Genomic DNA, 19970 nt, shown 5'->3' on the forward strand with positions numbered 1-19970 from the left:
AGCGACACCGGCAAAGCCAATGCCAAGTTATGGGTAAGCTGCTGCCAAAACCGCGCTGCCGCAGCCGCCGAATACCAGCCAGAAAGTGCCGAAAAATTCTGCAAAATATTTTTTCATTTGTTTTTCCTCGTAAAGGGTGGGGTGTTGCCGAAGGCATGAATCATAATAATATTGTTTCTAATCGAAAAATGGATTTATCTGTTTTTTCCGGTCTTGACAAAATGCCGTCTGAAAATGGCGACAAATGGATAGGGAGATATATCTTGTAGGTCGAGTTTTGTTTATTGAGGCTGGGTTTATTTAATAGTGAAGCAAATGCCGTTAATGTAAAAGCATTTGGTTTTGTAGGTAATATTATTTACAGATTATTAATTTGATCGGAATCTTTGAACCCATTATCTGATTGAAAAGGCCGTCTGAAAAGTTTTCAGACGGCCTTAATTTTAAACAAGGATAAATTAATCCAGATGGTCGCTGCTTTGCGCCAAGATGGTGCGGTTGCCGTTGTTTTCCGCCGGGGAAACAATACCGTCGGCTTCCATTTGGTCAATCAGGCGGGCGGCACGGTTGTAGCCGATGCGCAGTTGGCGTTGGATATTGGAAATGCTGGCTTTACGCGATTTTAAGACAACGGAAACGGCTTCGTCATACATGGGGTCGAGGTCGCTGTCGTTGCTGCGGCTGGTGCCGGTAAAGTCCTCGGTCGAACTGCTGCTTAAAATATCGTCGATATAGTCAGGCGCGCTGAATTGTTTCAAGTATTCCACTACGCGGTGTACTTCATTATCGGATGCGAATGCGCCGTGTACGCGTTGCGGATAGACGATGCCGGGCGGCAGGAACAGCATATCGCCTTGGCCGAGCAGATTTTCTGCGCCCATTTGGTCAAGAATCGTGCGGCTGTCGATTTTGCTGGACACTTGGAAGGCAATGCGTGTCGGAATATTGGCTTTAATCAGGCCGGTAATGACATCCACGCTTGGGCGTTGGGTGGCAAGAATCAAATGAATACCGGCTGCGCGGGCTTTTTGGGCGAGGCGGGCAATCAGTTCTTCAATTTTCTTGCCTGCAGTCATCATCAGGTCGGCAAACTCATCTACCACAACCACGATAAACGGCAGTTTCTCCAATGGTTCAGGGTTTTCAGGCGTGAGGCTGAACGGGCTGCCGATTTTTTCGCCACGCGCGGCGGCTTCGGCAATTTTTTGGTTGAAACCGGCAAGGTTGCGCACGCCCATAAAGCTCATCAGGCGGTAGCGTTTTTCCATTTCGTTGACGCACCAGTTTAAGGCGTTTGCTGCCAGCTTCATATCGGTCACGACAGGGGCGAGCAGGTGCGGAATGCCTTCGTAAATGCTCAGCTCCAGCATTTTCGGGTCAATCATAATCATGCGCACGTCTTCAGGCGTTGCTTTGAAGAGCATGGACAGAATCATGGCATTCACGCCTACGGACTTACCCGAACCGGTCGTACCGGCAACCAGCAGATGCGGCGCTTTGGCCAAGTCTGTCACAACAGGCTGGCCGGTAATGTCTTGGCCGAGGGCCAGGGTCAGTTTAGATTTGGATTCGGTAAACGCAGGCGAATTGAAGATTTCGCTCAAGCGGATCATTTGGCGTTTCGGATTGGGCAATTCCAAGCCCATGCAGGTTTTGCCGGGGATGGTTTCCACCACGCGGATGGAAGCCACGCCAAGCGAGCGCGCCAAATCTTTTTCAAGGTTCAAAACGGCACTGCCGCGCACGCCGACATCAGGCTCAATCTCGTAGCGAGTAATGACTGGGCCAGAATAGGAGTCCATCACTTTGACTTTAACTTTGAACTCGGCCAGTTTTTCTTCGATGGTAATGCTGTTTTCCAGCAACTGTTCTTCAGTTTGCGAGGCGCTTGGGTCAAACTGCGGCGGCAAAAGCAGGGCGGTAGTCGGTAGGTGTGCCTCGGTAAGTGTTGTTGAAGTCGGATGAACTACGCTTGGCGTACTCTCTTGAATGCTTGGTTCTACGGTTTGAACAGGCGTTTCAACGACTGTCTGTGTATATTCAGACGGCCTTGCGATTGTTTCAACAGATTCAACGGGTTCAATGGTTTCAACCGCTTGAATAGCTTCTGCTTCCGGTTGTACAGTTGCTTCCGGCTCACTATCGAATTCCGCTTCTTCGACGGCAGATTCGCTGATTAAATAATCGCGTATGCTGCGTTCAGGCTGGTTGCTGACATGCGCATTGACTTGTGCATCAAAAATCGGCACTTGGATTTTATGTTCAAAAGCTGGCGGCTCAGGGATATCAATCGGCGCAATCGAGGTTTGGAAAACAGGCGGTTCGGGAATATCGGTTTTAGCCATAGGGACAACCGGTACGGCAGGCGGCTCGACTACGATTGCGTTTGGCGCGGCAGGTCGGGAGATATAAGGGGATTTTTTAACAGGCGCAGCCGGTTTCGGACGGGACGGCGTTGCCGGTGCGGCAGGTTGTGGTGCAACGGCTTCCGTGGCAGCTTGTTTGCGCGCCCATCTTTCGGCGGCCGCTTCGGTATGGCGAACTTGACGGCGCAGGCTGGCAGGACGGCTGATTTGTCCCAAGTTGGCCAGAATTTCGTCATTTTCGATGGTGCGCGGAGAGTAGTCGCGCAATGGAGCGACGGCCGCGGCCAGTTTGTGGCGTGCGGCGGTACGGCGGGCAAGGTTGTCGTGAATATCTTCCGCTTGGATTTCAGAAGGGAATGCCTGCATGGAAGTATAGGGGAGGATGGCTTCTTTTTCGGCAGTTCTTAAGGCCGTCTGAACGGTTTCGATATGTGGTGCATTGGCTTCTGCCACGCGGACATTATTGGCGCGCGCCAAGGCACGCTCGCGTGTGCGGCGCAAGATAGGGTCGTTGTAGTCGATGATTTCCATGCCTGTCATCGGCAGGGATGAAGCACGCAACAATGGGGTTTCGACTTCGTCTTTGTAAATCGGCGCATTTTTTTCGGCCAAATGCTCGTTCCATTCTTCAACCGCTGCTTCATGCAGGGAACGTGTGGCTTCTTCTAATGTGATTTCTTCAAAATTGCTGTTTTGCACCAAAGACGGGCTGTATTCGGGCGTTTCCATTTGTGCAAACGGCGTGATTTTAGGAATACGTTCCGGTTTGGCAGATTTGCGGGTTTTAGGCGCAACTTTGATTTCTTCTTCGGTCGCTGCGATGTGTTCCGGCTCTTCGGTAACTGGCTCTGTTGTGTGCTCTTCATCTGTTTCGGCGTGTTGCGTTTTATTGTGTTCGAGCGCGGAAAGCAGGCGGATGCGGGCGATTTTATGGTTGTCGGCAGAGCGCTTGTTCATGCTAAACAAACGTTTCAGGCTGTTCAGTTGGTCGGAAAAAGCAGCTGAGCTGTCTTCTTCGTTTAATTCTTGTTCGTCGCCACTGAGTCGGGCCAATTCTTGGCGCCACTTTTGCTCTTGTTTCTGGCGCCACCAGAACAAGCCGGCTATGACAGCCAGCAGAATTAAAGCCAATATTGTCCAAAGCATGCGTCCATCCCCTTAATTAAACGGCAAAGTCCGTTATTCTAACGCTTTTTTCGGGTAAACAAAACCAGCCGAAACAAGCTTTAACGGCAAAGGCAGACAGGATTGTCAAAGCTATGGCTTGAGACGCGTATAATAGGCCGTCTGAACATTTTGCGGATGAGATGATGATTTTTCAAAACGGATGGTTTCCCGTTGGGGTCGTGATGGCGGCATGGCCTGTGTTGCTGGTGATTTTTGCTTTGTGTGCAAAGCAGGCATGGGTGTCGGTATCGCAGCATCGTTCCGCATTTTTGGTGGCTGCCGTGATGTTGCCGCTGGCTTGGAGTTTGAATGCCTCCCCGGAAAGCGGGCAACTGGCCGGCATGAGCTATCATCTGCTTGCTTTAAACCTGACGGCTTTAATGCTGGGCACCTCTGTCGCGTTCTGCCTTGGCGTTTTACTGTTTTTTCCATATTTGTGGCTTTGGGGCGATTGGCATATGTTTCCCATTAACGCCTTGTCCGTATTGCTTCCGCCTTTGTTGGTGAACTTGGGTTTCCGCCATTGGGTATCGCGATTGCCTGCCAATATCTTTATCTTTATTTTTCTGAATGGTTTTTGGGCTGCGGCGGTTGGCATGGTGTTTACCGGTGTCGTTCTGGTCGGTTTGTTGGACTGGGCGGTTGTATTTGATACGACGGTATTATGGAAAACCGCTTTTCCTGTTTTCTTCTTAATCGCTTGGGCGGAGGCATTTTTGAGCGGTATTTCAACAGCCATTTTCATCGCGCTCAAGCCACAATGGATTTGTACTTTCGATGACAACAGGTATTTGAAATCCGCGCCTAAGATTTGGCAATGAGGTATGAAGGCATCCTTGCTTGGTTTTCAGACGGCCTAATGACTGGATAGTCTGTTTTTTTGAATTGAATGTTTAACTTGTTATGTTTGCTTATATTTTTCCCATTGTTTGCGGTGCCGCTGTCGGGGCTGTATTGCGTTGGCTGTTTGGCTTAGTGCTGGTGTCTTCTGCGCCTTTTTCTATCGGTACATTGGCGGCAAACTGGCTGGGCGCGCTGCTGATCGGCGTATTGGCAGAACTCTTAACCGATCCGCAATGGCGTTTGCTTTGGATTACCGGCTTTCTCGGCAGCTTGACCACATTTTCAGGTTTTTCAGTGGAGATGGTGGGTTTGATGCAGGCACAACGTTGGGGCATGGCCTTGATGGTAACCTGTTTGCATGTTTTCGGTTCGTTTGGTTTGACGGCGCTGGGGATTAAATTGGCTCAGATTTGGAAGTAAGCAAAAATAACAGGGTGCAATTTTGCACCCTGTTATTTTTTATAGGCATTTAATCAATGCCAATAGGCAAACAGACGGTTTCTTGACAATAGGTTTGGCCGGACTCGCTTAAATGCGCCGGTTTGTAGGCGGCAAAGGTGTAAGTCAGGTCTGAGCGGAATGTGTCGGGATCGGCTTCGGCGGTGTCGCAGTTGAGGCCGGTGGGGATATCGAGGGCGACTTTCAGGCCGTCTGAATGATTGAGTTGGCGGCAGAGGGCGGCGATTTCGGTTGGAAGCGCGCCGCTGAAGCCTGTGCCGAATATGCCTTCGATAATGATGTCGTAACCTTTTTTCAGACGGCCTTCCAGTTCTTGTACGGATATCAATTCAATATGGGGTAAACCGTTGAGGCGTTCGCGATTGGTTTGAGCCAAGGGGGAGAGATTTTCTCCGAGTGAAAACAGAATGTCGATGTGCCATCCTTGCGCCTGCATATATCTTGCCATGACTAAGCCGTCTCCGCCGTTGTTGCCTTTGCCGCAAACGATCAGGGCGCGTCCGGCTTGAGGGTGACGCTGCATGAGGTCTTGGGCGGCAGAGCTGCCGGCGTTTTCCATCAGTTGGTCGAAGCTCGTGCCTTTATCGACGGCTGCTTGCTCGCGTTCGCGCATTTGGGCGGCGGTATAGACTTTCATGATCGGCTCTCTTTGCAGGAAGTTATTGGTCGGCGGTATTCATCAGGCGCAAGGCTTTCAGACGGCCTATTTCTTTTTGATATTCCACCAGCCCGATAAATGTGCCGTCTTGGTTGTACACACGGATAGGCTGTTCGGCGGAAATGTCTTCGGTAAACTGGGGGCGTTGGCCGTGTTTGAGCATGGTAACGGCGTAGTCGTTCAACTCCAGTTTGGGGAAATGCTGTACCAAGACATCGCAAGGCAGCAGCAGGGCATCGCGTTCGGCTTCGTCCAATTCTGCCAAGGCTTCGAGCGTGTGGCTTTGGGCAATGGTAAAGCCTGCGGTTTCGGTACGGCGCAGGGCGGTCAGGTGGGCGAATGTGCCGATGTGTTTGGCGATGTCTTCGCTGAGGGTGCGGATGTAAGTACCCTTGCTGCAGCGTACGTCTATCACGGCTTTGGGTGCATCAAACTCAGTAATATCAATGGAATAAATCGTAATATCACGCGCTTTGCGTTCGATAACAATGCCTTTGCGTGCGTATTCGTACAGTGGTTTGCCTTCGTGTTTGAGGGCGGAAAACATCGGCGGCACTTGGCGGATATCGCCTGTTAAGGCTTGGCAGGCCGTCTGAAATTCGGACAATGAAATATCGGTGCGAGCAGTGGCAATGATTTCGCCTTCGGCGTCGCCTGTACTGCTGGCTTCGCCCAGTTTCAGCGTGGCCGTATAGGCTTTGTCGGCATCAATCAGATATTGGGCGAACTTGGTCGCTTCGCCGAAGCAAACAGGCAAAAGCCCTGTAGCCAAAGGATCGAGTACGCCGGTATGTCCGGCTTTTTCGGCAAGGAACAAGCGCCGCGCTTTTTGCAGGGCAGTGTTGCTGGAAAGGCCTTCAGGTTTGTCGAGGAGAAGAACGCCGTTGACCGGGCGTTTGGTGGGTTTGGCTGTCATATTAAGTAGGGGAAGTGTTAATGTTCAGGCCGTCTGAAAGCATTCAGACGGCCTGTGTGTTTTAATCAATCAGTCTTCAACCGGTTTTTCCGCCGCCACTTGGTCGATCAGGCTGGAAATGCTCATGCCGCGTTCGAGTGATTCGTCATATTTGAAGTGCAGCTCGGGCGTTTTGAAGAGTTTGATGCGTTTGGCCAATTCGCTGCGCAAATGGCCTTTGGCGTGTTCCAAAGCTTCTTCGGTAATGTCGCGTGTGCTGTCGTCGAGGACGGTGTAGAACACGGTTGCGTGGCTGTAATCGCGGGTGACTTCGACTTCGTTGATGGTGATGAAGCCTGCGCGCGGGTCTTTCAGGCCGGTGCGGACGAGTTCGGCAAGCTCGCGCATGATTTGTTCTTTGACACGGTCTTGGCGGGCGTAGCCGCGTTGGGGTTTTCTCATGGTTTTCCTTGATGTATGGCAGGCTGTCGTTTTCAGACGGCCTGCGGTTTGGATTTTGAATAGCTGCCTATTATAACGGAGCGCGGTTTATTGTGCTTGAACCGAGAAAGGCATATCAATTTTCTGCCATTGCGCGCTTTCGTAGTCCAGCGCATCGGCAATGAGGGGGTGTTGCTCCAGCCATTGGGCGTTGATGCGCAAGATGAAGCTGTGGTTGTTTTCATCGACGCGAAGCTGGGTTTGCGGCGGCAAATCAAGCGGCAGGCGTGAGCGGCAGAAGAGGGCGGCCAGGCGCAGGGACAATACGGCACACCACATGATTTCGTTGTTGCCGATAATGTCCGCCATTTTCTTGAGGTCGCCGCGATGGCCGATAACCAGTTGCGCCAAAATGGTTTGTTCTTTGCGTGAGAAGCCCGGCATATCGGCATTTTCGAGAATATATGCGGAGTGTTTGTGATAACCGGTATGGGCGATATCCAAGCCGATTTCATGCAGACGGCCTGCGCGGCTGAGGTATTGGTTCCACAAGGCAAGTTCTTGAACGGTTACGTTTTTGGCATGGCACAGGCTGTTCATAAAGGCTTGCGCGGTATCGGCAACGCGTTTGGCTTGGTTGAGACTGACGTGGTAGCGTTTTTGGAACTCCGCCGTTGTCTGTTCGCGCATGTCGACATTGAGGCTGCGGCCGATTAAGTCGTAGAACACGCCGTCGCGGAGGGCGGCCTCGGTAACGGTCATTTTGGTCAGCGAGAGTTCTTCAAAAGCGGCCATCATCACGGCCAACCCGCCAGCAAAAACTTCGACGCGTTCAGGTTTGAGGTTTTCAAATTTGGCTTTTTTAACCGAACCGGCTTCGATAATCCTATCGGCAAGATAACGCATGCCTTGGGCGGTAATGTCGGCTTCTTGCGGCAATTCGGCTGCCAAAACGTCGCGTATGGATTTTGCCGAACCGGACGTGCCGATGGCGAAATCCCAACCGGTGCGCTTCATCAGTTTGCTGATACGCTGGATTTCGATACGCGCGGCGGAAACGGCAGCTTGGAAATCTTTGGCGGTCACTTTGTTTTGGAAGAAGCGCATGCTGTACGTTACGCAGCCCAAAGGCAGGCTTTCTGTGATCAGCGGTTGCAAATCCGAGCCGATGACAAATTCGGTCGAGCCGCCGCCAATGTCGATAACCAGCATTTTGTCGCCTTTGGGCGGCAGGGTATGCACTACGCCGGTGTAAATCAGACGCGCTTCTTCACGGCCGGCAATGACTTCGATGGGGAAACCCAGCGCCGCTTCGGCACGGGGCAGGAATTGGGCGATGTTTTTGGCAACACGGAAAGTGTTGGTGGCCACCACGCGCACGTTTTCGGGTTGAAATCCGCGCAGGCGTTCGCCAAATTTCGCCAAACATTCCAAGGCTTGTTCTTGAGAGGCTTCGCTTAGGTTTTTTTGTTCGTCCAAGCCGGCGGCAAAGCGAACCATTTGTTTGAACGAGTCGATGACTTTCAGCTGGCCGTTGTTGTTTTCACAAATTTGCAGGCGGAAACTGTTGGAACCCAAGTCGACGGAGGCTAAAACGTTGGCGGGAGTGGTGGTCATAAAAAATACCGGTTGATTAGAAAAACCTAAATGTTACTTGAGGCGGTATCACTTGACAATAAAAGGTATACAGCTCTTTGATTCTGCTCATAGATGTATTTTATAATGCCGATTTTAAGCCAATATATCAAAGGCCATCTGAACTTTTCAGACGGCCTAAAAAGAGAAAATACATGAAATCGGAAAACCAAGATTCCTTATTTTTATCGCGCCGCCGTTTATTGCAAGTCGGAGGAGCCATGCTTTTGACGCCTGCGACCGCATGGGCGGGGGCGCAGCGTGAAGAAACGCTGGCGGATGATGTGGCTTCCGTGATGCGCAGTTCGATCAATAGCGCCAGCCCTGCGCGGCTGGTGTTTGCCGATTCGAGGGAAGGGGAGCGTTGGTTGGCGGCGATGTCTTCCCGATTAGCACGTTTCATTCCCGATGAGGGCGAGCGCCGCCGCCTATTGGTTAATATTCAATACGAAAGCAGTCGTGCCGGACTCAACACTCAAGTGATTTTGGGCTTGATTGAAGTGGAAAGTGCGTTTCGCCAATATGCCATCAGCGGCGTGGGCGCGCGCGGTTTGATGCAGGTGATGCCGTTTTGGAAAAACTATATCGGCAATCCGTCGCACAACCTTTTCGACATCCGCACCAATCTGCGCTATGGCTGCACCATTCTGCGCCATTACAACAATATCGAAAAAGGCAATGTTGTCCGCGCTTTGGCAAGGTTTAACGGCAGCTTGGGCAGTAATAAATATCCAAATGCCGTGTTAGGCGCGTGGCGAAATAGATGGCAGTGGGGTTGATTGGGGATAATGGGATAGGGCAGATGTTGCGTGATGTTGTTTTTTGTTGAAACCGTTTTATACCGATGAAGCAGGTTTGCGATAAACGGCTTGCGATTTGACCCCATGCAATTCCTTTGAATCCTGTATAATCAGAAAATCTGTTAATTCACACTTTCAGACGGCCTTTCGCAAACTTAAGGCCGTCTGAAACATTATTTATGGCAAGAGATAACCGCATTCAAATGTTTCCGCACGAGTGGCGTGCCAGTACCACACTTTCCGGCGTTTACGCACTGCGTATGTTGGGGATGTTTTTGGTGTTGCCTGTTTTGGCGATGTATGCCGCTTCGTTGCCCGGCGCAGAAAATAATAAAGCATTGGTCGGTATGGCGATGGGTATTTACGGGCTGACACAGGCTTTGCTGCAGCTGCCTTTGGGCATGGCTTCCGACAAGTTCGGCCGTAAAAAAGTGATTTATGCCGGCCTGATTGTGTTTGCGGCGGGTAGTTTTTTGGCCGCAGTTGCCGACAGCCTGCAGATGTTGGTTGCCGCTCGTGCCATTCAAGGCGCGGGTGCCGTCAGCGCGGCGGTAACGGCTTTGCTTGCGGATTTGACCCGTAACGAAGTGCGGACGCGTGCGATGGCGATGATCGGCCTGAGTATCGGCTTGACCTTCTCCGTCAGCCTGGTGCTTGCGCCGATGATTGCCAGCTTTATCGGCGTATCCGGCCTGTTTGCGCTGACCGGTATTCTGACTGTAATCAGTATCGGTGTGGTTGCTTGGATGACGCCTGATCCCGAAGTGTCAAAAATGCACGAAGACACGCAGGCGCAGCCTTCACGTATGGGCGAGGTATTGAAAAACCGCCAACTGCTCAATCTTGACTTTGGTATTTTTGCCTTGCATGCGGCGCAAATGGCTTTATTTACTGCATTGCCGTTTGCCATGACGCAGTTGGGTTTGGAAAAAATCCATCACTGGCAAGTTTATCTGCCGTCAACCATTACCGGCCTGATTATTATGGTGCCGCTGATTATCGTTGGTGAAACGCGCAACAAACTCAAACAAGTGTTTATCCTTGGTATCATCTGCATTGCCGCGGCGCAAATCGGTCTGCTGTTTGGAATGCACTCGGTATGGTTGATTACCGCTTATCTGATTGTTTATTTTATTGGTTTCAATGTATTGGAAGCCAGCCTGCCGTCTATGGTATCGAAAATCGCACCGTCTGATTTGAAAGGTACGGCGATGGGCGTGTATAACACCATGCAGTCGGTCGGCTTGTTTGTCGGCGGTGCAACCGGTGGTTTATTGTTCCAAAAATACGGTTTTGTAGGCGTATTTGCCTTTTGTAGCGTATTGATGTTGTTGTGGCTGGTATTGGCAGTCATTTCGCCGGCACCTAAACCTGTCAAAAACCTCAGCTATCCGCTTAACGCCGAATGGCAACAAAATCCGGATTTGCTCTACCAAAAATTGACCGAAATTGAAGGCGTTGAAAGCATCAGCTTTAGCGCAGACAAACAAACCATTTATATCAAGGCCTTGCAAAAAGGATTCGACCAAGAGGCCGCCGAAAAAATTATCACAGGAGTGTAAAATGTCATTGAATAAAGTTATCCTCATCGGCCGACTCGGCCGCGACCCGGAAGTCCGCTATATGCCCAACGGCGAGGCCGTCTGTAACTTCAGCGTTGCCACCAGCGAAACGTGGAACGACCGCAACGGCCAACGTGTAGAACGTACCGAATGGCACAACATCACCATGTACCGCAAACTCGCCGAGATCGCCGGTCAATACCTGCGTAAAGGCAGCCAAGTGTACCTGGAAGGCCGTATCCAAAGCCGTAAATACCAAGGAAAAGACGGCATCGAGCGCACCGCTTACGACATCATCGCCAACGAAATGAAAATGCTCGGCGGCCGCAACGACAACAGCGGCGGCGCACCATACGATGACGGCTACAACCAAGGCGGTCATTCAAGCCAAAGCAGTTACCAACAAGCGCCACAACAGCAATACCAATCTGCTCCAGCTCAAGAACCCCCAGCCGCCCCAGCCCGTCGTCCTGCTCCGGTACAACCGACTGCTCCGGTTGATGATATCGACGACGATATTCCCTTCTAATCATTGAACAATACAAAAGGCCGTCTGAAAAATATACTTTCAGACGGCCTGAGACCTTTGCAAAATTCCCCAAAATCCCCTAAATTCCTACTAAGACATTTAGGGGATTTTCCATGAGTACCTTCTTCCAGCAAACCGCCCAAGCCATGATTGCCAAACACATCGACCGCTTCCCACTATTGAAATTGGATCAAGTGATTGATTGGCAACCGATCGAACAGTACCTGAACCGTCAAAGAACCCGTTACCTTAGAGACCACCGCGGCCGTCCCGCCTATCCCCTGTTGTCCATGTTTAAAGCCGTCCTGCTCGGCCAATGGCACAGCCTCTCCGATCCCGAGCTCGAACACAGCCTCATCACCCGCATCGACTTCAACCTGTTTTGCCGCTTTGACGAACTGAGCATCCCCGATTACAGCACCCTATGCCGCTACCGCAACTGGCTGGCGCAAGACGACACCCTGTCCGAACTGCTGGAACTGATTAACTACCAACTGACCGAAAAGGCCTAAAAGTAGAGAAAGCATCCGCCGCCGTCATTGACGCCACCATTATTCAGACCGCCGGCAGCAAACAGCGTCAGGCCATAGAAGTCGATGAAGAAGGACAAGTCAGCGGCCAAACCACACCGAGTAAAGACAGCGATGCTCGTTGGATAAAGAAAAACGGTTTATACAGACTCGGTTACAAACAACATACCCGTACCGATGCGGAAGGCTATATAGAGAAACTGCACATTACCCCCGCCAATGCCCATGAGTGCAAACACCTGTCGCCTTTGTTGGAAGGACTGCCCGAAGGTACGACCGTCTATGCCGACAAAGGCTACGACAGTGCGGAAAACCGGCAACATCTGGAAGAGCATCGGCTGCTGGACGGCATTATGCGCAAAGCCCACCGTAAACATCCGCTGTCGGAAGTGCAAACGAAGCGTAACCGATATTTGTCGAAGACCCGTTATGTGGTCGAACAAAGCTTCGGTACGCTGCACCGTAAATTCCGCTACGCCCGGGCAGCCTACTTCGGACTGATTAAAGTGAGTGCACAAAGCCATCTGAAGGCGATGTGTTTGAACCTTTTGAAAGCCGCCAACAGGCTAAGTGCGCCTGTTGCCGCCTAAAAGGCGGCCCGGATGCCTGATAATCAGGTACCCGGGGAGGATTAAGGGGGTATTTGAGTAGAATCAGTGGATATTCGAAACAAAAACAGCCGAAAACCTGTGTTTAGGTTTCGGCTGTCGAGGGAAGGGCTTTTTTGCAAAGGTATCTGCCTGAATGGGTTTTTAGGCTGCCGTTACCGCCACCGGCTTCTCCGCTTGAGCGCTCGCCGGAACTTTTGCCCTGCCCGATGGCAGTCTCGGCTACGGCCATCAGGATGCCGCGGGTGCGGTTGAAGACGGTTTTATGGCGGTGTTTGTTCATGGCGGGGGTATCCGTAGTGTGTGCGGGGGTGGGGAAAGGCAGCCTGAAAACGAGAAAAGGGGGCAGGCTGCCTGCGATGTAAACACACAGCAACTTAATCCTAAACTCTATTCGTCATTCGCAAGCGGCGGCAAACCCAAAGTATCTGTTTGGCCGGTGTAGTAATCCACCCAGTTTTGCAGGTATTCGTAAGGGAAGTCCAAATCGTAGGCACGCATAAAGTCGAAGGGATCTTGGTATTCGCCTTCAGGCAGCGGCGCATCAAACAACGCTCCGTTGCCGCCGTTTGTGCTGTTCAGACTGCCGCCCGCCGCACCCACCACCGAAGCAATCGCCCCGGTCTGCGCTTTAATCTCTTCTTTAATGTGCTCGGGTAACAGGTTGGGATTGAATTTTCCCGTTGTCGGGTCAATCGCGGTATGGCCGTCGTCGTATTGTTTGGCCAGATACCCGGCCGCACGTTCGGCAGCAACAGCAGCGCTGTCGCCGGCAAGCGGGTCGGCGCCGTTGGCGTAGGCTAAGGCGGCGCCGAGCATAAAGTGGGCGACGATTTGTGCGGCTGTGTTTTGGTGTCCGCCGTGGCCGAGGGTGCGGCCGATGGCTTAGGCTGAGATAGTGTTCGTAGCTGCCGTCGTTACGCTCTTTCAGGCTGCCTTCGTGGGCGGCCTGTTGTTTTTCCAGCTCTTCGGCTGCCGCTTTGGCACGGTTGCCCCTATAGGTGCCGACGGCACTGTGGATGGCGGCAGTAGATTGGGCGACGGTTTGCTGTTTGTCGAGTAGGTTTTGCAGATCGGGAACGCTGTCGGCACCGTGATGGGCAGTAGCCGAATCGGTATGGATGCCGAGGGCGCGGGCACTGGTTTTTTTGCCGCCGATGGTGATGTTGCCTTCGCTGAGTACGGAGCGGGTATAGCCTTGGCTGCCGCCGCTTTCATGCTGCGGCAGGGTGGGGCTGTAGTTGAGGCCTTTGTTCATGTTCTGGCCGGCGGTTTGGGACGCACGGCCGAAGGCGCTTTGATTGAAGCCGTTGCTTCCTTTCAGGCTGCCGCCATAACCGGCACCGATACCCATGCTTTGGGCACTGTAGCTGCTTTCGTTGCGGATGTCTTCAAAGCTGAAACTGCGGGCGGTGAGTTCGTTGTGGTCTTTGTCTGCGGCAGAAGCGATGGCACCGCCTTTGAGTCGGACGCTGTCGGCTGTGATGTGGTAGCCGCCTTCGCCGGCAAAGAGACCGCTCTGGCTGCCGACGTTAAAAGACAGCCTGAATATTTTTCAGACTGTCTTTTTGAAGAGATGGAAGTTATTTGTTTCTCAATATCTCAATAAGGGCGGCTTTGGACTGGTAGAAGTCCAAATCAAATAATGAAATGCCTAAATGTTTGCAATATTCTTCGATCATCTCCACAGTCAGCCTGTTTTTTTTGAGTCTTTCGGTATATTTTTCTGTCTGTTCAAACGGCAGCGGCGTGCCATATTCCATAAACTCGACACGACTGGTTTCTTTATGCAGCATAACATCTCTGGTTTCGCAGTCATGACGGGAAACCTGTTTGCTGCCCTCATATAGGGTAAATGAGACCGCACCGAATTCATCTTTGCCAAAATATGGGCGTAAGTACATAGTCAATAATCTGATTTTCCACAGCAAGGCTTCATACGGCACACTTGAAAAGTCTGTGCCGTTCCGATTATTGTCTATTAGTAATGACCAATCAGACTGCGTTTCCAACAATAAATATTTGGATGATCCGGTAATCTCAAGCGGATTCAAGAAATCCAATTTCTGACTGAGGGTATATTCCTCATCCAAATACGATAGTTTCGGTTTTAAATTCTGATAAAAGTCGCTTAAATCCATTAATCTTTTCAAATAGAGATCCAATGCTTTTTCAAATGGCGCGCCAATAAAATAAAACTGTTTCAGGCTTGGATGGCCGTCTTTTGCAAGAAAAAAATCTTTGTTTACATTCATCATCTAATCCACGGTTCTTAAAGTTACAATAGCATCCGGATCATTACTCAATGCTCTCGATGCATGTCCGGCTCCACGGTTCGAACTGGCGCGATCGTATTCGATATAAATTCGTTTATTAGAATCACGCAAGGTGGCTTGGACATCCGGGCGGCAGATCCCTACCCGGCACATTTGGTTGTTTACCTGCTGTTGGTTGATCCTAATATCTTTCGCTGCGGCTGTGGCCGCTGGCTTTGCTTTGGTTGTAGTTGCCGGATACGCTCCATGCGGTACCGAGCGCGACTTAGGCGCGGATGCCGCCGCCGCTTTGTTTGCTCTCCTGTTCGACAGTGTCCTGCGGGCTTTCGATGTGCAGTGTGCCGCCGACTTCAGCGTCGATGCGTTTTGCATGGGCTTGGGCACCGTTCAGCACGGTATTGCCCTTGCTGCTGAGCTGCAGTTTGTCCGATTGCAGCAGGGTGTTTTGATGGGTTTGGCTGTCGGTGCGGTTTTTGCCTTTGCCGTAGGCGGCTTCGGCGTAGATATAGACGCCGGTTTGGGCACCAACGGAAACCCCGACGCCGACCTGTACGCCGGCATTGCGGTTTTTGCCGTCCTGATGTTGGCTGTCTTGGGCCGACTGCAGCAGGATGTCGCGCGCGGAATCGAGGCGGATGGTGTCGCCCGCAGTAATGTTGCTGCCTTGGACGGTAATGTCGCCCTCGCGGCTGCGGATATTGATGTCGCCGCCAGCTTTCAGGCTGCTTTCGCGGCTTTGGCGGTAGTGTTGGTTTTGCTCTTTGCCGGCGGTTTTAAAGCCGAAGCCGGCTTCGACGGACAAGAGGACGGCGCCTTGCTGTCCGGTTTGGTTTTTGACGGCATCGGCTACTTTGCCGACGCCATCGGCCAGTTGGTAGGCTTGGGCGCCGGCGGCTAGACCCTGCAGGGCGCGGGTGCGGTCGTCGGCTTTGCTTTAAGATTAATTAATTTTTAATATTTTTAATATTAATGCAATTATCCCAAGTAAAATAGGAACTATTATTGGAATAATGGCGTCCTTAATTTTTTTAATGTAGTTATCTTCTTTTTGTTGCGTCTGCTCATAATCATCCTCATGTAGATATGCATTATTTATATCCTTGTAAGTCTCATTTTCATCACCAACAACTCTGGAACCATCCTTAAACGACCTTGCAATTTTTATCATTGATGATAGTAGATCATTGCTTGTGGTAATTGCAAGCAATTCTTCCCCATCATAAAAAAGAATGCTTTCCTCATCGTTTGGGTCATAAAAATATACTTCACCCATCTCGTTGCAATCTTCATGATAATTAAATTTTTCTCTTAAAAATATTGACAAGTTCTCCTTGTTTTTTAATATTTTATTTTCGTCTGAAATTTTTTTGCTGGTATTTATTATCCTAATATGGTAACCCATCATCTATCCTTTCTTGTTTGGTCATATAGTTCTTTTGCTTTATTATGTATTTCTCGCACCCCCTGAGCTGTGACTCCAATGCGTGCTGCGGCTGCGGCCGCCGCTGATCACGACAGGGGTGCCGGCGGCCTGGCTGGCTTTGGCTGAGGCGCTGCTGCGCTGCTGCGCTGCATCCAGTTACCGACGATACTGTCGCTGTACCCGCCGCCCTGCATGGCTTTGTCCCAGGCGTTTTTGCCGGCGGTATAGGGGTCGTAAGTGATGCCGACCGAGAAGCCGCTTTGTTTGCGCTGTGTCCGGCTGTGCTGTTCGCTGCGGTTATAGGCTTCGCCGAGGGAAACTTCGCGCCCCTGCAGATGCAGATCGCCGCCGGCATACAGTTGTGCGGCTTCGGTAGTCAGTTTGCCGCCCGCTGCTACGGTGGTGTTGCCTTTCAGGCTGCCTATCTGCGAGGAGATTACGGCAGACGATACGCTGTTTTGCTGCAGGTTTTCTTGGGTTTTGCCGTAACCGGCCATCGCCACGCCGTTTTTCAGGCTGCCGGTTAGGCCGGACTTTTTGCGCTCGTGGTTTTCCCAATCCTGGTAGCGGTTGTCTTGTGATTAATGCGGTGGTGGGTAAATCCGCTTACATCCAACACATCATAGCTACTCAAACAATCCGTATAGACAATACTGTCAGGCATAATTTTCTTTGTGATAACAGGAAATAACGTCTCTCTTTTAGCGTTCTCAATAACCACGGTATAAACCTTGCCGCCGCGTTTGAGAATACCAAAAACTGCCACTTTGTCTGCCGCACCGCGTCCACGTTTGCCTTTGCGGTGTCCGCCAAAATAGCTCTCGTCCAACTCAACTGAGCCGTCAAAAACCGTATCGGCTTCCAGTGAAAGATGATGGCTGATGACTTCGCGAATCTTGCGGTAAAACAGCACTGCCGAATTGGGGTGGATGCCCGATAAATCAGCTGCTGAACGGGCGGTAACTTCGAGTACAAAAAACTGGAGCAGTTTCTTTTGAATACTCTTTTTTAGTTTACAATGGGTTATCTTCATTTTTGCAGTCTAACATGACTGCTTATCTAGTACAGCCCCTAAATTTTTATTCATGGAGATTTTCATTTATTAAAAATTCGGGTAAGTTTTTAAACAAAAAAAATTCATCTCCCCAATTAATCATATTCAACACTGATTGGGAAAAAATTAGCCGAAACCCGATTTCATCATCATCAAGATATAGTTTTCTCATTTCCAATAGGTCTTCATCTTTAAGGAAACCAAAAAAATCAAAATCGGTTAAATCGAATATTTTAAGCTCTCCATAACTACCTAAAGATACGTTTTCAGCTTCCTTGTTGATTTCATAAGACAGATTCGGTTCGCTGCCATTACACTTAAATAAAACAGGGATCCCTTCCAAATCAAACTGTATTTCATCGGGACGTTGGACATCAATATCAAGATCCGTTTCGTCATATATGAAGAAAAGCCCCTTTACTGATAAAATCCTTCCATTTAACTCATTCATTTATTTACCCTTATCCCTTCTTTTACTGATGGATTAGTTAAGCCATTTTTCAAAATTGTTATAAGCTCTCCTTCAGGAGATGTTACTACTACATTATTTCCTTTAATTCTAAATAAAACTGATCCACGTGCATGATTTGCACCTTGCCTGATTCCCTGCCCGTTAAAAGTTCCTACCCTTAACTCATCTGGCCGTTTAGCAATTTCATAAATAAATTTTTTAAAACTTTCTCTTCCGCTAGAAGTTTTCATATCAAATCCATGTTCAGTAGCATGTCTTCCTACTTTGTGACCAAATTGGTTATCGGCTAAAGAAAATCTTTGCGGGTTCCAAGATGCTTTTTGAAATTCCTTAGGAATTTTAGCAAAATCAATTTCTAATCTTGCCAACTCTTCTTGTATCTTGCTTACTTTAACCTCAAGTTGTTCAAATCTTCTAGGCGAGCCTTTCGCATCTTTGGCTAATTCAAACAATTTCTTGGCTGTGCGCAAATCCCCCGCTTCTTTGGCAGCTTCGTAGGCCTTTCTGAAATCGCGGACGGTTTCTAGTTTTTTAGCTACTTTCACTCCCGGAATGGCAAAAATAGTTGCAACAGCATAATCTCTAAACGTGTCGGCCTGTTTGAAATCTTTAATCGTTCCGACAACCGTCATATTGGTAAGCAGTTCGCTGCCAATCCGCATCATTTTTGCATTGGCGGCAATTTCTTCCGGTGATTTACCGTAAGACATTAACACAACAGTATCGGTTTTGCCGAACTCTTCGCTATGAGCCTGCCTTCTTTCGGGATTAAATGCCATTTTAATCATTGAGTAATATAAAAGGCCGTCTGAAAAATATACTTTCAGACGGCCTTTAAAATGATTTAAATGAAAATCCTACATCTGCACCGAGCCGTTGACGGTCAGGCTGATTTCTTCTGAACCCGGAGAGGCTGGTATGCCATCTTCTATTCCTGCCGCTACTTCTGCAGCGGGGATTGCACGAAGCATTTTGGCGTGTGCAAAATCGCCGCCTACTTGGCGGTTGCCGATGTGGCCCAAGTTGAGTTTAACGATTTTGTAGCTGGAGAAGCCAAGCGTTTGGGCGAGGTTTTGGGCGCGGTCTTTGAAGCGCAGGATGACGGCCTTGCTCAGTTGATCGACGGTTTCTTCACGTTTTTCTTTGGATACGGAAAATGAGGAGCTTTCCAAAACGGCGATATTGATACTGTCGGCAATCAGGCGGTTGAGTGCTTCAAAGTCTTTGCTTTCTACTTTGAAGTAGGCGTGTTCTTCCCAGCCGGTTTGGGTACGTTTGCCGTTGGTGTATTGATAGCGCGGGGATGCGTTGCGCTCCATCAGCTCTGCTTTAAATTTGTTGTTTTGAGAGATTTTGTTGAACTGGTTAAATTTTTTCATGAAGACTTGGTTGACGGCTTGACGGTCTTTGCCTTCTGCGTTGATACTGAAATGCGCGGTCATGGTATCCCGCGGCACTTCCATGTTGGCGGATTCGGAAAATTCAACGATGTTGTAGTTGAGGCTTTCTGCTGCTACGGGCAGGGAGGCAGCTAGCAGTAGGGCGGTAAGGGCTGGGCGGAGCATTTTGGTTTTCCTTGTAATGCGGATTTTAAAAAAATAATTTAGCATGAAATATGGAAACGTTGGCTTTGGTAAGCGTAAGGATTTGTATGGGTTGAGGCCGTCTGAAAAGAAGTTACTTTGTATCCATCAGGCCGACTTCATGGGGATTGAGGCGGGCTTTTTCTTCTTGGCCTAAGCCGACCAATTTCCGCAAGCGGGTCATGTAGGCATTGACGTCAAGGCCCCGTCCGTAGCGTTGTGCTTCCCAGATGGTTTCTGCCAAGGCTTCCATCATATCGTGTTCGGCTTTGACCCAGTCGCCGTTATAACGGGCGCAAAGTTGATGGTGGATGGCACGGATGCCTGGTGGCTGGTCGATGGCGCTTTGCTCTTGTAGGGAAAGGTGTAGCGACATATGCAGGAATGGGTTGCTTTCGCCGTCTTCGGGCAACCATTCTTTATCTAAATATTGTTCGATGTCTTCGAGATAGTGTCCGTATTCGGGATGGGCTTCGATAATGCGCAATGCTTTTTGTTGCAGGCCGTCCAATTGGAGCGGTGCAAGCCTGTGTTGCCAGACGTGGGCAAAGAATCGGCGGACATCGTGGGTGTTTACGTCATACATGATGGGTGTGATTTGATTTTGGGATATGTGATTATATAGCGATTGCGATAAAAAAGGCCGTCTGAAAAATATGTTTTCAGACG

At 50.0% G+C, this 19970-nt stretch carries 21 protein-coding genes and 3 pseudogenes; 8 read left to right on the forward strand and 16 right to left on the reverse strand.

Going from position 1 to position 19970, the window contains the following annotated elements; translation table 11 throughout:
* Positions 1-458: 458 nt before the first annotated feature.
* Positions 459-3512, reverse strand: a complete 3054-nt coding sequence (locus ACTHRE_RS06005; RefSeq protein WP_440345064.1) for a DNA translocase FtsK — start codon at positions 3510-3512, stop codon at positions 459-461.
* A 164-nt stretch (positions 3513-3676) separates the two neighbouring features.
* Here ACTHRE_RS06005 and ACTHRE_RS06010 point away from each other — a divergent pair, with 164 nt between their 5' ends.
* Together ACTHRE_RS06010 and ACTHRE_RS06015 are read left to right on the forward strand one after the other, a co-directional pair.
* Entirely contained in the window at positions 3677-4354 is a 678-nt protein-coding gene (locus tag ACTHRE_RS06010) for an energy-coupling factor ABC transporter permease (protein ID WP_377072472.1), read from the forward strand.
* Positions 4355-4436: 82 nt separating this feature from the next.
* A complete protein-coding gene (locus tag ACTHRE_RS06015) occupies positions 4437-4796 on the forward strand; it encodes a CrcB family protein (protein WP_377072452.1) in 360 nt (119 codons plus the stop codon).
* Positions 4797-4845: 49 nt separating this feature from the next.
* Here ACTHRE_RS06015 and ACTHRE_RS06020 read toward each other — a convergent pair whose 3' ends face one another.
* The 4 genes from ACTHRE_RS06020 to ppx form a co-directional block, all read right to left on the reverse strand.
* On the reverse strand, positions 4846-5472 hold the full coding sequence (locus ACTHRE_RS06020; RefSeq protein ID WP_377072450.1) for an NAD(P)H-hydrate epimerase: 627 nt from the start codon (positions 5470-5472) through the stop codon (positions 4846-4848).
* Positions 5473-5494: 22 nt separating this feature from the next.
* Complete coding sequence (gene truB / locus ACTHRE_RS06025; RefSeq protein ID WP_107867618.1) at positions 5495-6409, reverse strand: tRNA pseudouridine(55) synthase TruB; 915 nt, start codon at positions 6407-6409, stop codon at positions 5495-5497.
* A gap of 69 nt (positions 6410-6478) precedes the next feature.
* The gene (gene rbfA / locus ACTHRE_RS06030; RefSeq protein WP_003685554.1) at positions 6479-6850 is read right to left on the reverse strand and encodes a 30S ribosome-binding factor RbfA; all 372 of its coding nucleotides are present in this window, start codon (positions 6848-6850) and stop codon (positions 6479-6481) included.
* 87 nt (positions 6851-6937) lie between these two features.
* The gene (gene ppx, locus ACTHRE_RS06035; protein ID WP_377072448.1) at positions 6938-8446 is read right to left on the reverse strand and encodes an exopolyphosphatase; all 1509 of its coding nucleotides are present in this window, start codon (positions 8444-8446) and stop codon (positions 6938-6940) included.
* 173 nt (positions 8447-8619) lie between these two features.
* On the opposite strand from ppx, the gene ACTHRE_RS06040 reads away from it, so the two are divergent.
* From ACTHRE_RS06040 to ACTHRE_RS06055, 4 genes and pseudogenes are all read left to right on the forward strand, one after another.
* Complete coding sequence (locus ACTHRE_RS06040; RefSeq protein ID WP_107810815.1) at positions 8620-9243, forward strand: lytic transglycosylase domain-containing protein; 624 nt, start codon at positions 8620-8622, stop codon at positions 9241-9243.
* Between the two features lie 200 nt (positions 9244-9443).
* Entirely contained in the window at positions 9444-10826 is a 1383-nt protein-coding gene (locus ACTHRE_RS06045; protein WP_070461587.1) for an MFS transporter, read from the forward strand.
* Position 10827: 1 nt separating this feature from the next.
* Positions 10828-11355, forward strand: a complete 528-nt coding sequence (locus tag ACTHRE_RS06050) for a single-stranded DNA-binding protein (protein WP_107792518.1) — start codon at positions 10828-10830, stop codon at positions 11353-11355.
* A gap of 113 nt (positions 11356-11468) precedes the next feature.
* Positions 11469-12475 (forward strand): annotated as a pseudogene (locus ACTHRE_RS06055) (IS5 family transposase).
* Positions 12476-12578: 103 nt separating this feature from the next.
* Here the strand turns inward: ACTHRE_RS06055 and ACTHRE_RS06060 are convergent.
* Together ACTHRE_RS06060 and ACTHRE_RS06065 are read right to left on the reverse strand one after the other, a co-directional pair.
* Positions 12579-12776: an ESPR domain-containing protein gene (locus tag ACTHRE_RS06060; RefSeq protein ID WP_070461293.1), complete on the reverse strand. Its 198-nt coding sequence runs from the start codon at positions 12774-12776 to the stop codon at positions 12579-12581.
* Positions 12777-12883: 107 nt separating this feature from the next.
* Positions 12884-13033: pseudogene (locus ACTHRE_RS06065) on the reverse strand (RNA polymerase subunit sigma); the annotation flags it as partial.
* Between the two features lie 358 nt (positions 13034-13391).
* Between ACTHRE_RS06065 and ACTHRE_RS06070 the strand changes: the two are divergent.
* Both ACTHRE_RS06070 and ACTHRE_RS06075 read left to right on the forward strand, forming a co-directional pair.
* Entirely contained in the window at positions 13392-13556 is a 165-nt protein-coding gene (locus ACTHRE_RS06070; RefSeq protein WP_377072444.1) for a hypothetical protein, read from the forward strand.
* Positions 13557-13610: 54 nt separating this feature from the next.
* The gene (locus ACTHRE_RS06075; protein WP_377072443.1) at positions 13611-14102 is read left to right on the forward strand and encodes a hypothetical protein; all 492 of its coding nucleotides are present in this window, start codon (positions 13611-13613) and stop codon (positions 14100-14102) included.
* Here the strand turns inward: ACTHRE_RS06075 and ACTHRE_RS06080 are convergent.
* The 9 genes and pseudogenes from ACTHRE_RS06080 to ACTHRE_RS06120 all read right to left on the reverse strand — a co-directional run bounded on the left by ACTHRE_RS06080 (position 14077) and on the right by ACTHRE_RS06120 (position 19887).
* Complete coding sequence (locus ACTHRE_RS06080) at positions 14077-14751, reverse strand: hypothetical protein (protein ID WP_377072441.1); 675 nt, start codon at positions 14749-14751, stop codon at positions 14077-14079. The genes ACTHRE_RS06075 and ACTHRE_RS06080 overlap by 26 nt on opposite strands.
* Positions 14752-15034: 283 nt before the next feature.
* Positions 15035-15571: a hemagglutinin repeat-containing protein gene (locus tag ACTHRE_RS06085; RefSeq protein WP_440345268.1), complete on the reverse strand. Its 537-nt coding sequence runs from the start codon at positions 15569-15571 to the stop codon at positions 15035-15037.
* A gap of 138 nt (positions 15572-15709) precedes the next feature.
* On the reverse strand, positions 15710-16174 hold the full coding sequence (locus ACTHRE_RS06090; RefSeq protein WP_377072431.1) for a hypothetical protein: 465 nt from the start codon (positions 16172-16174) through the stop codon (positions 15710-15712).
* Positions 16175-16278: 104 nt separating this feature from the next.
* Positions 16279-16689 carry a hypothetical protein gene (locus ACTHRE_RS06095; protein WP_377072429.1) on the reverse strand — a complete coding sequence of 137 codons (411 nt, stop codon included), beginning with the start codon at positions 16687-16689 and terminating at the stop codon, positions 16279-16281.
* Between the two features lie 80 nt (positions 16690-16769).
* Positions 16770-17225, reverse strand: a pseudogene (locus ACTHRE_RS06100) (IS1595 family transposase); the annotation flags it as partial.
* A gap of 46 nt (positions 17226-17271) precedes the next feature.
* Positions 17272-17697, reverse strand: coding sequence for a hypothetical protein (locus ACTHRE_RS06105; protein WP_002231633.1), 426 nt, complete (start codon positions 17695-17697; stop codon positions 17272-17274).
* Positions 17694-18497 carry a hypothetical protein gene (locus ACTHRE_RS06110; RefSeq protein WP_377072428.1) on the reverse strand — a complete coding sequence of 268 codons (804 nt, stop codon included), beginning with the start codon at positions 18495-18497 and terminating at the stop codon, positions 17694-17696. Before ACTHRE_RS06110 ends, ACTHRE_RS06105 begins: the two co-directional genes overlap by 4 nt.
* A gap of 78 nt (positions 18498-18575) precedes the next feature.
* On the reverse strand, positions 18576-19283 hold the full coding sequence (locus ACTHRE_RS06115; RefSeq protein WP_377072426.1) for an SIMPL domain-containing protein: 708 nt from the start codon (positions 19281-19283) through the stop codon (positions 18576-18578).
* A 112-nt stretch (positions 19284-19395) separates the two neighbouring features.
* Positions 19396-19887 (reverse strand): DUF1841 family protein, encoded by a 492-nt coding sequence (locus tag ACTHRE_RS06120; protein WP_049335876.1) that lies wholly within the window; start codon positions 19885-19887, stop codon positions 19396-19398.
* Between the last annotated feature and the right edge of the window lie 83 nt (positions 19888-19970).

Source organism: Neisseria sp. P0001.S007, from assembly GCF_051963655.1.
GTDB lineage: Bacteria > Pseudomonadota > Gammaproteobacteria > Burkholderiales > Neisseriaceae > Neisseria > Neisseria subflava_A.

Coding starts and splice junctions, on each gene's coding strand:
- ACTHRE_RS06115 (WP_377072426.1), bottom strand. CDS start 19,283: ATGCTCCGCCCAGCCCTTACCGCCCTACTGCTAGCTGCCTCCCTGCCC.
- rbfA (WP_003685554.1), bottom strand. CDS start 6,850: ATGAGAAAACCCCAACGCGGCTACGCCCGCCAAGACCGTGTCAAAGAA.
- ACTHRE_RS06120 (WP_049335876.1), bottom strand. CDS start 19,887: ATGTATGACGTAAACACCCACGATGTCCGCCGATTCTTTGCCCACGTC.
- ACTHRE_RS06020 (WP_377072450.1), bottom strand. CDS start 5,472: ATGAAAGTCTATACCGCCGCCCAAATGCGCGAACGCGAGCAAGCAGCC.
- ACTHRE_RS06050 (WP_107792518.1), top strand. CDS start 10,828: ATGTCATTGAATAAAGTTATCCTCATCGGCCGACTCGGCCGCGACCCG.
- truB (WP_107867618.1), bottom strand. CDS start 6,409: ATGACAGCCAAACCCACCAAACGCCCGGTCAACGGCGTTCTTCTCCTC.
- ACTHRE_RS06045 (WP_070461587.1), top strand. CDS start 9,444: ATGGCAAGAGATAACCGCATTCAAATGTTTCCGCACGAGTGGCGTGCC.
- ACTHRE_RS06110 (WP_377072428.1), bottom strand. CDS start 18,497: ATGGCATTTAATCCCGAAAGAAGGCAGGCTCATAGCGAAGAGTTCGGC.
- ACTHRE_RS06105 (WP_002231633.1), bottom strand. CDS start 17,697: ATGAATGAGTTAAATGGAAGGATTTTATCAGTAAAGGGGCTTTTCTTC.
- ACTHRE_RS06095 (WP_377072429.1), bottom strand. CDS start 16,689: ATGGCCGGTTACGGCAAAACCCAAGAAAACCTGCAGCAAAACAGCGTA.
- ACTHRE_RS06075 (WP_377072443.1), top strand. CDS start 13,611: ATGGATGCCGAGGGCGCGGGCACTGGTTTTTTTGCCGCCGATGGTGAT.
- ppx (WP_377072448.1), bottom strand. CDS start 8,446: ATGACCACCACTCCCGCCAACGTTTTAGCCTCCGTCGACTTGGGTTCC.
- ACTHRE_RS06010 (WP_377072472.1), top strand. CDS start 3,677: ATGATTTTTCAAAACGGATGGTTTCCCGTTGGGGTCGTGATGGCGGCA.
- ACTHRE_RS06005 (WP_440345064.1), bottom strand. CDS start 3,512: ATGCTTTGGACAATATTGGCTTTAATTCTGCTGGCTGTCATAGCCGGC.
- ACTHRE_RS06015 (WP_377072452.1), top strand. CDS start 4,437: ATGTTTGCTTATATTTTTCCCATTGTTTGCGGTGCCGCTGTCGGGGCT.
- ACTHRE_RS06080 (WP_377072441.1), bottom strand. CDS start 14,751: ATGATGAATGTAAACAAAGATTTTTTTCTTGCAAAAGACGGCCATCCA.
- ACTHRE_RS06040 (WP_107810815.1), top strand. CDS start 8,620: ATGAAATCGGAAAACCAAGATTCCTTATTTTTATCGCGCCGCCGTTTA.
- ACTHRE_RS06090 (WP_377072431.1), bottom strand. CDS start 16,174: ATGATGGGTTACCATATTAGGATAATAAATACCAGCAAAAAAATTTCA.
- ACTHRE_RS06060 (WP_070461293.1), bottom strand. CDS start 12,776: ATGAACAAACACCGCCATAAAACCGTCTTCAACCGCACCCGCGGCATC.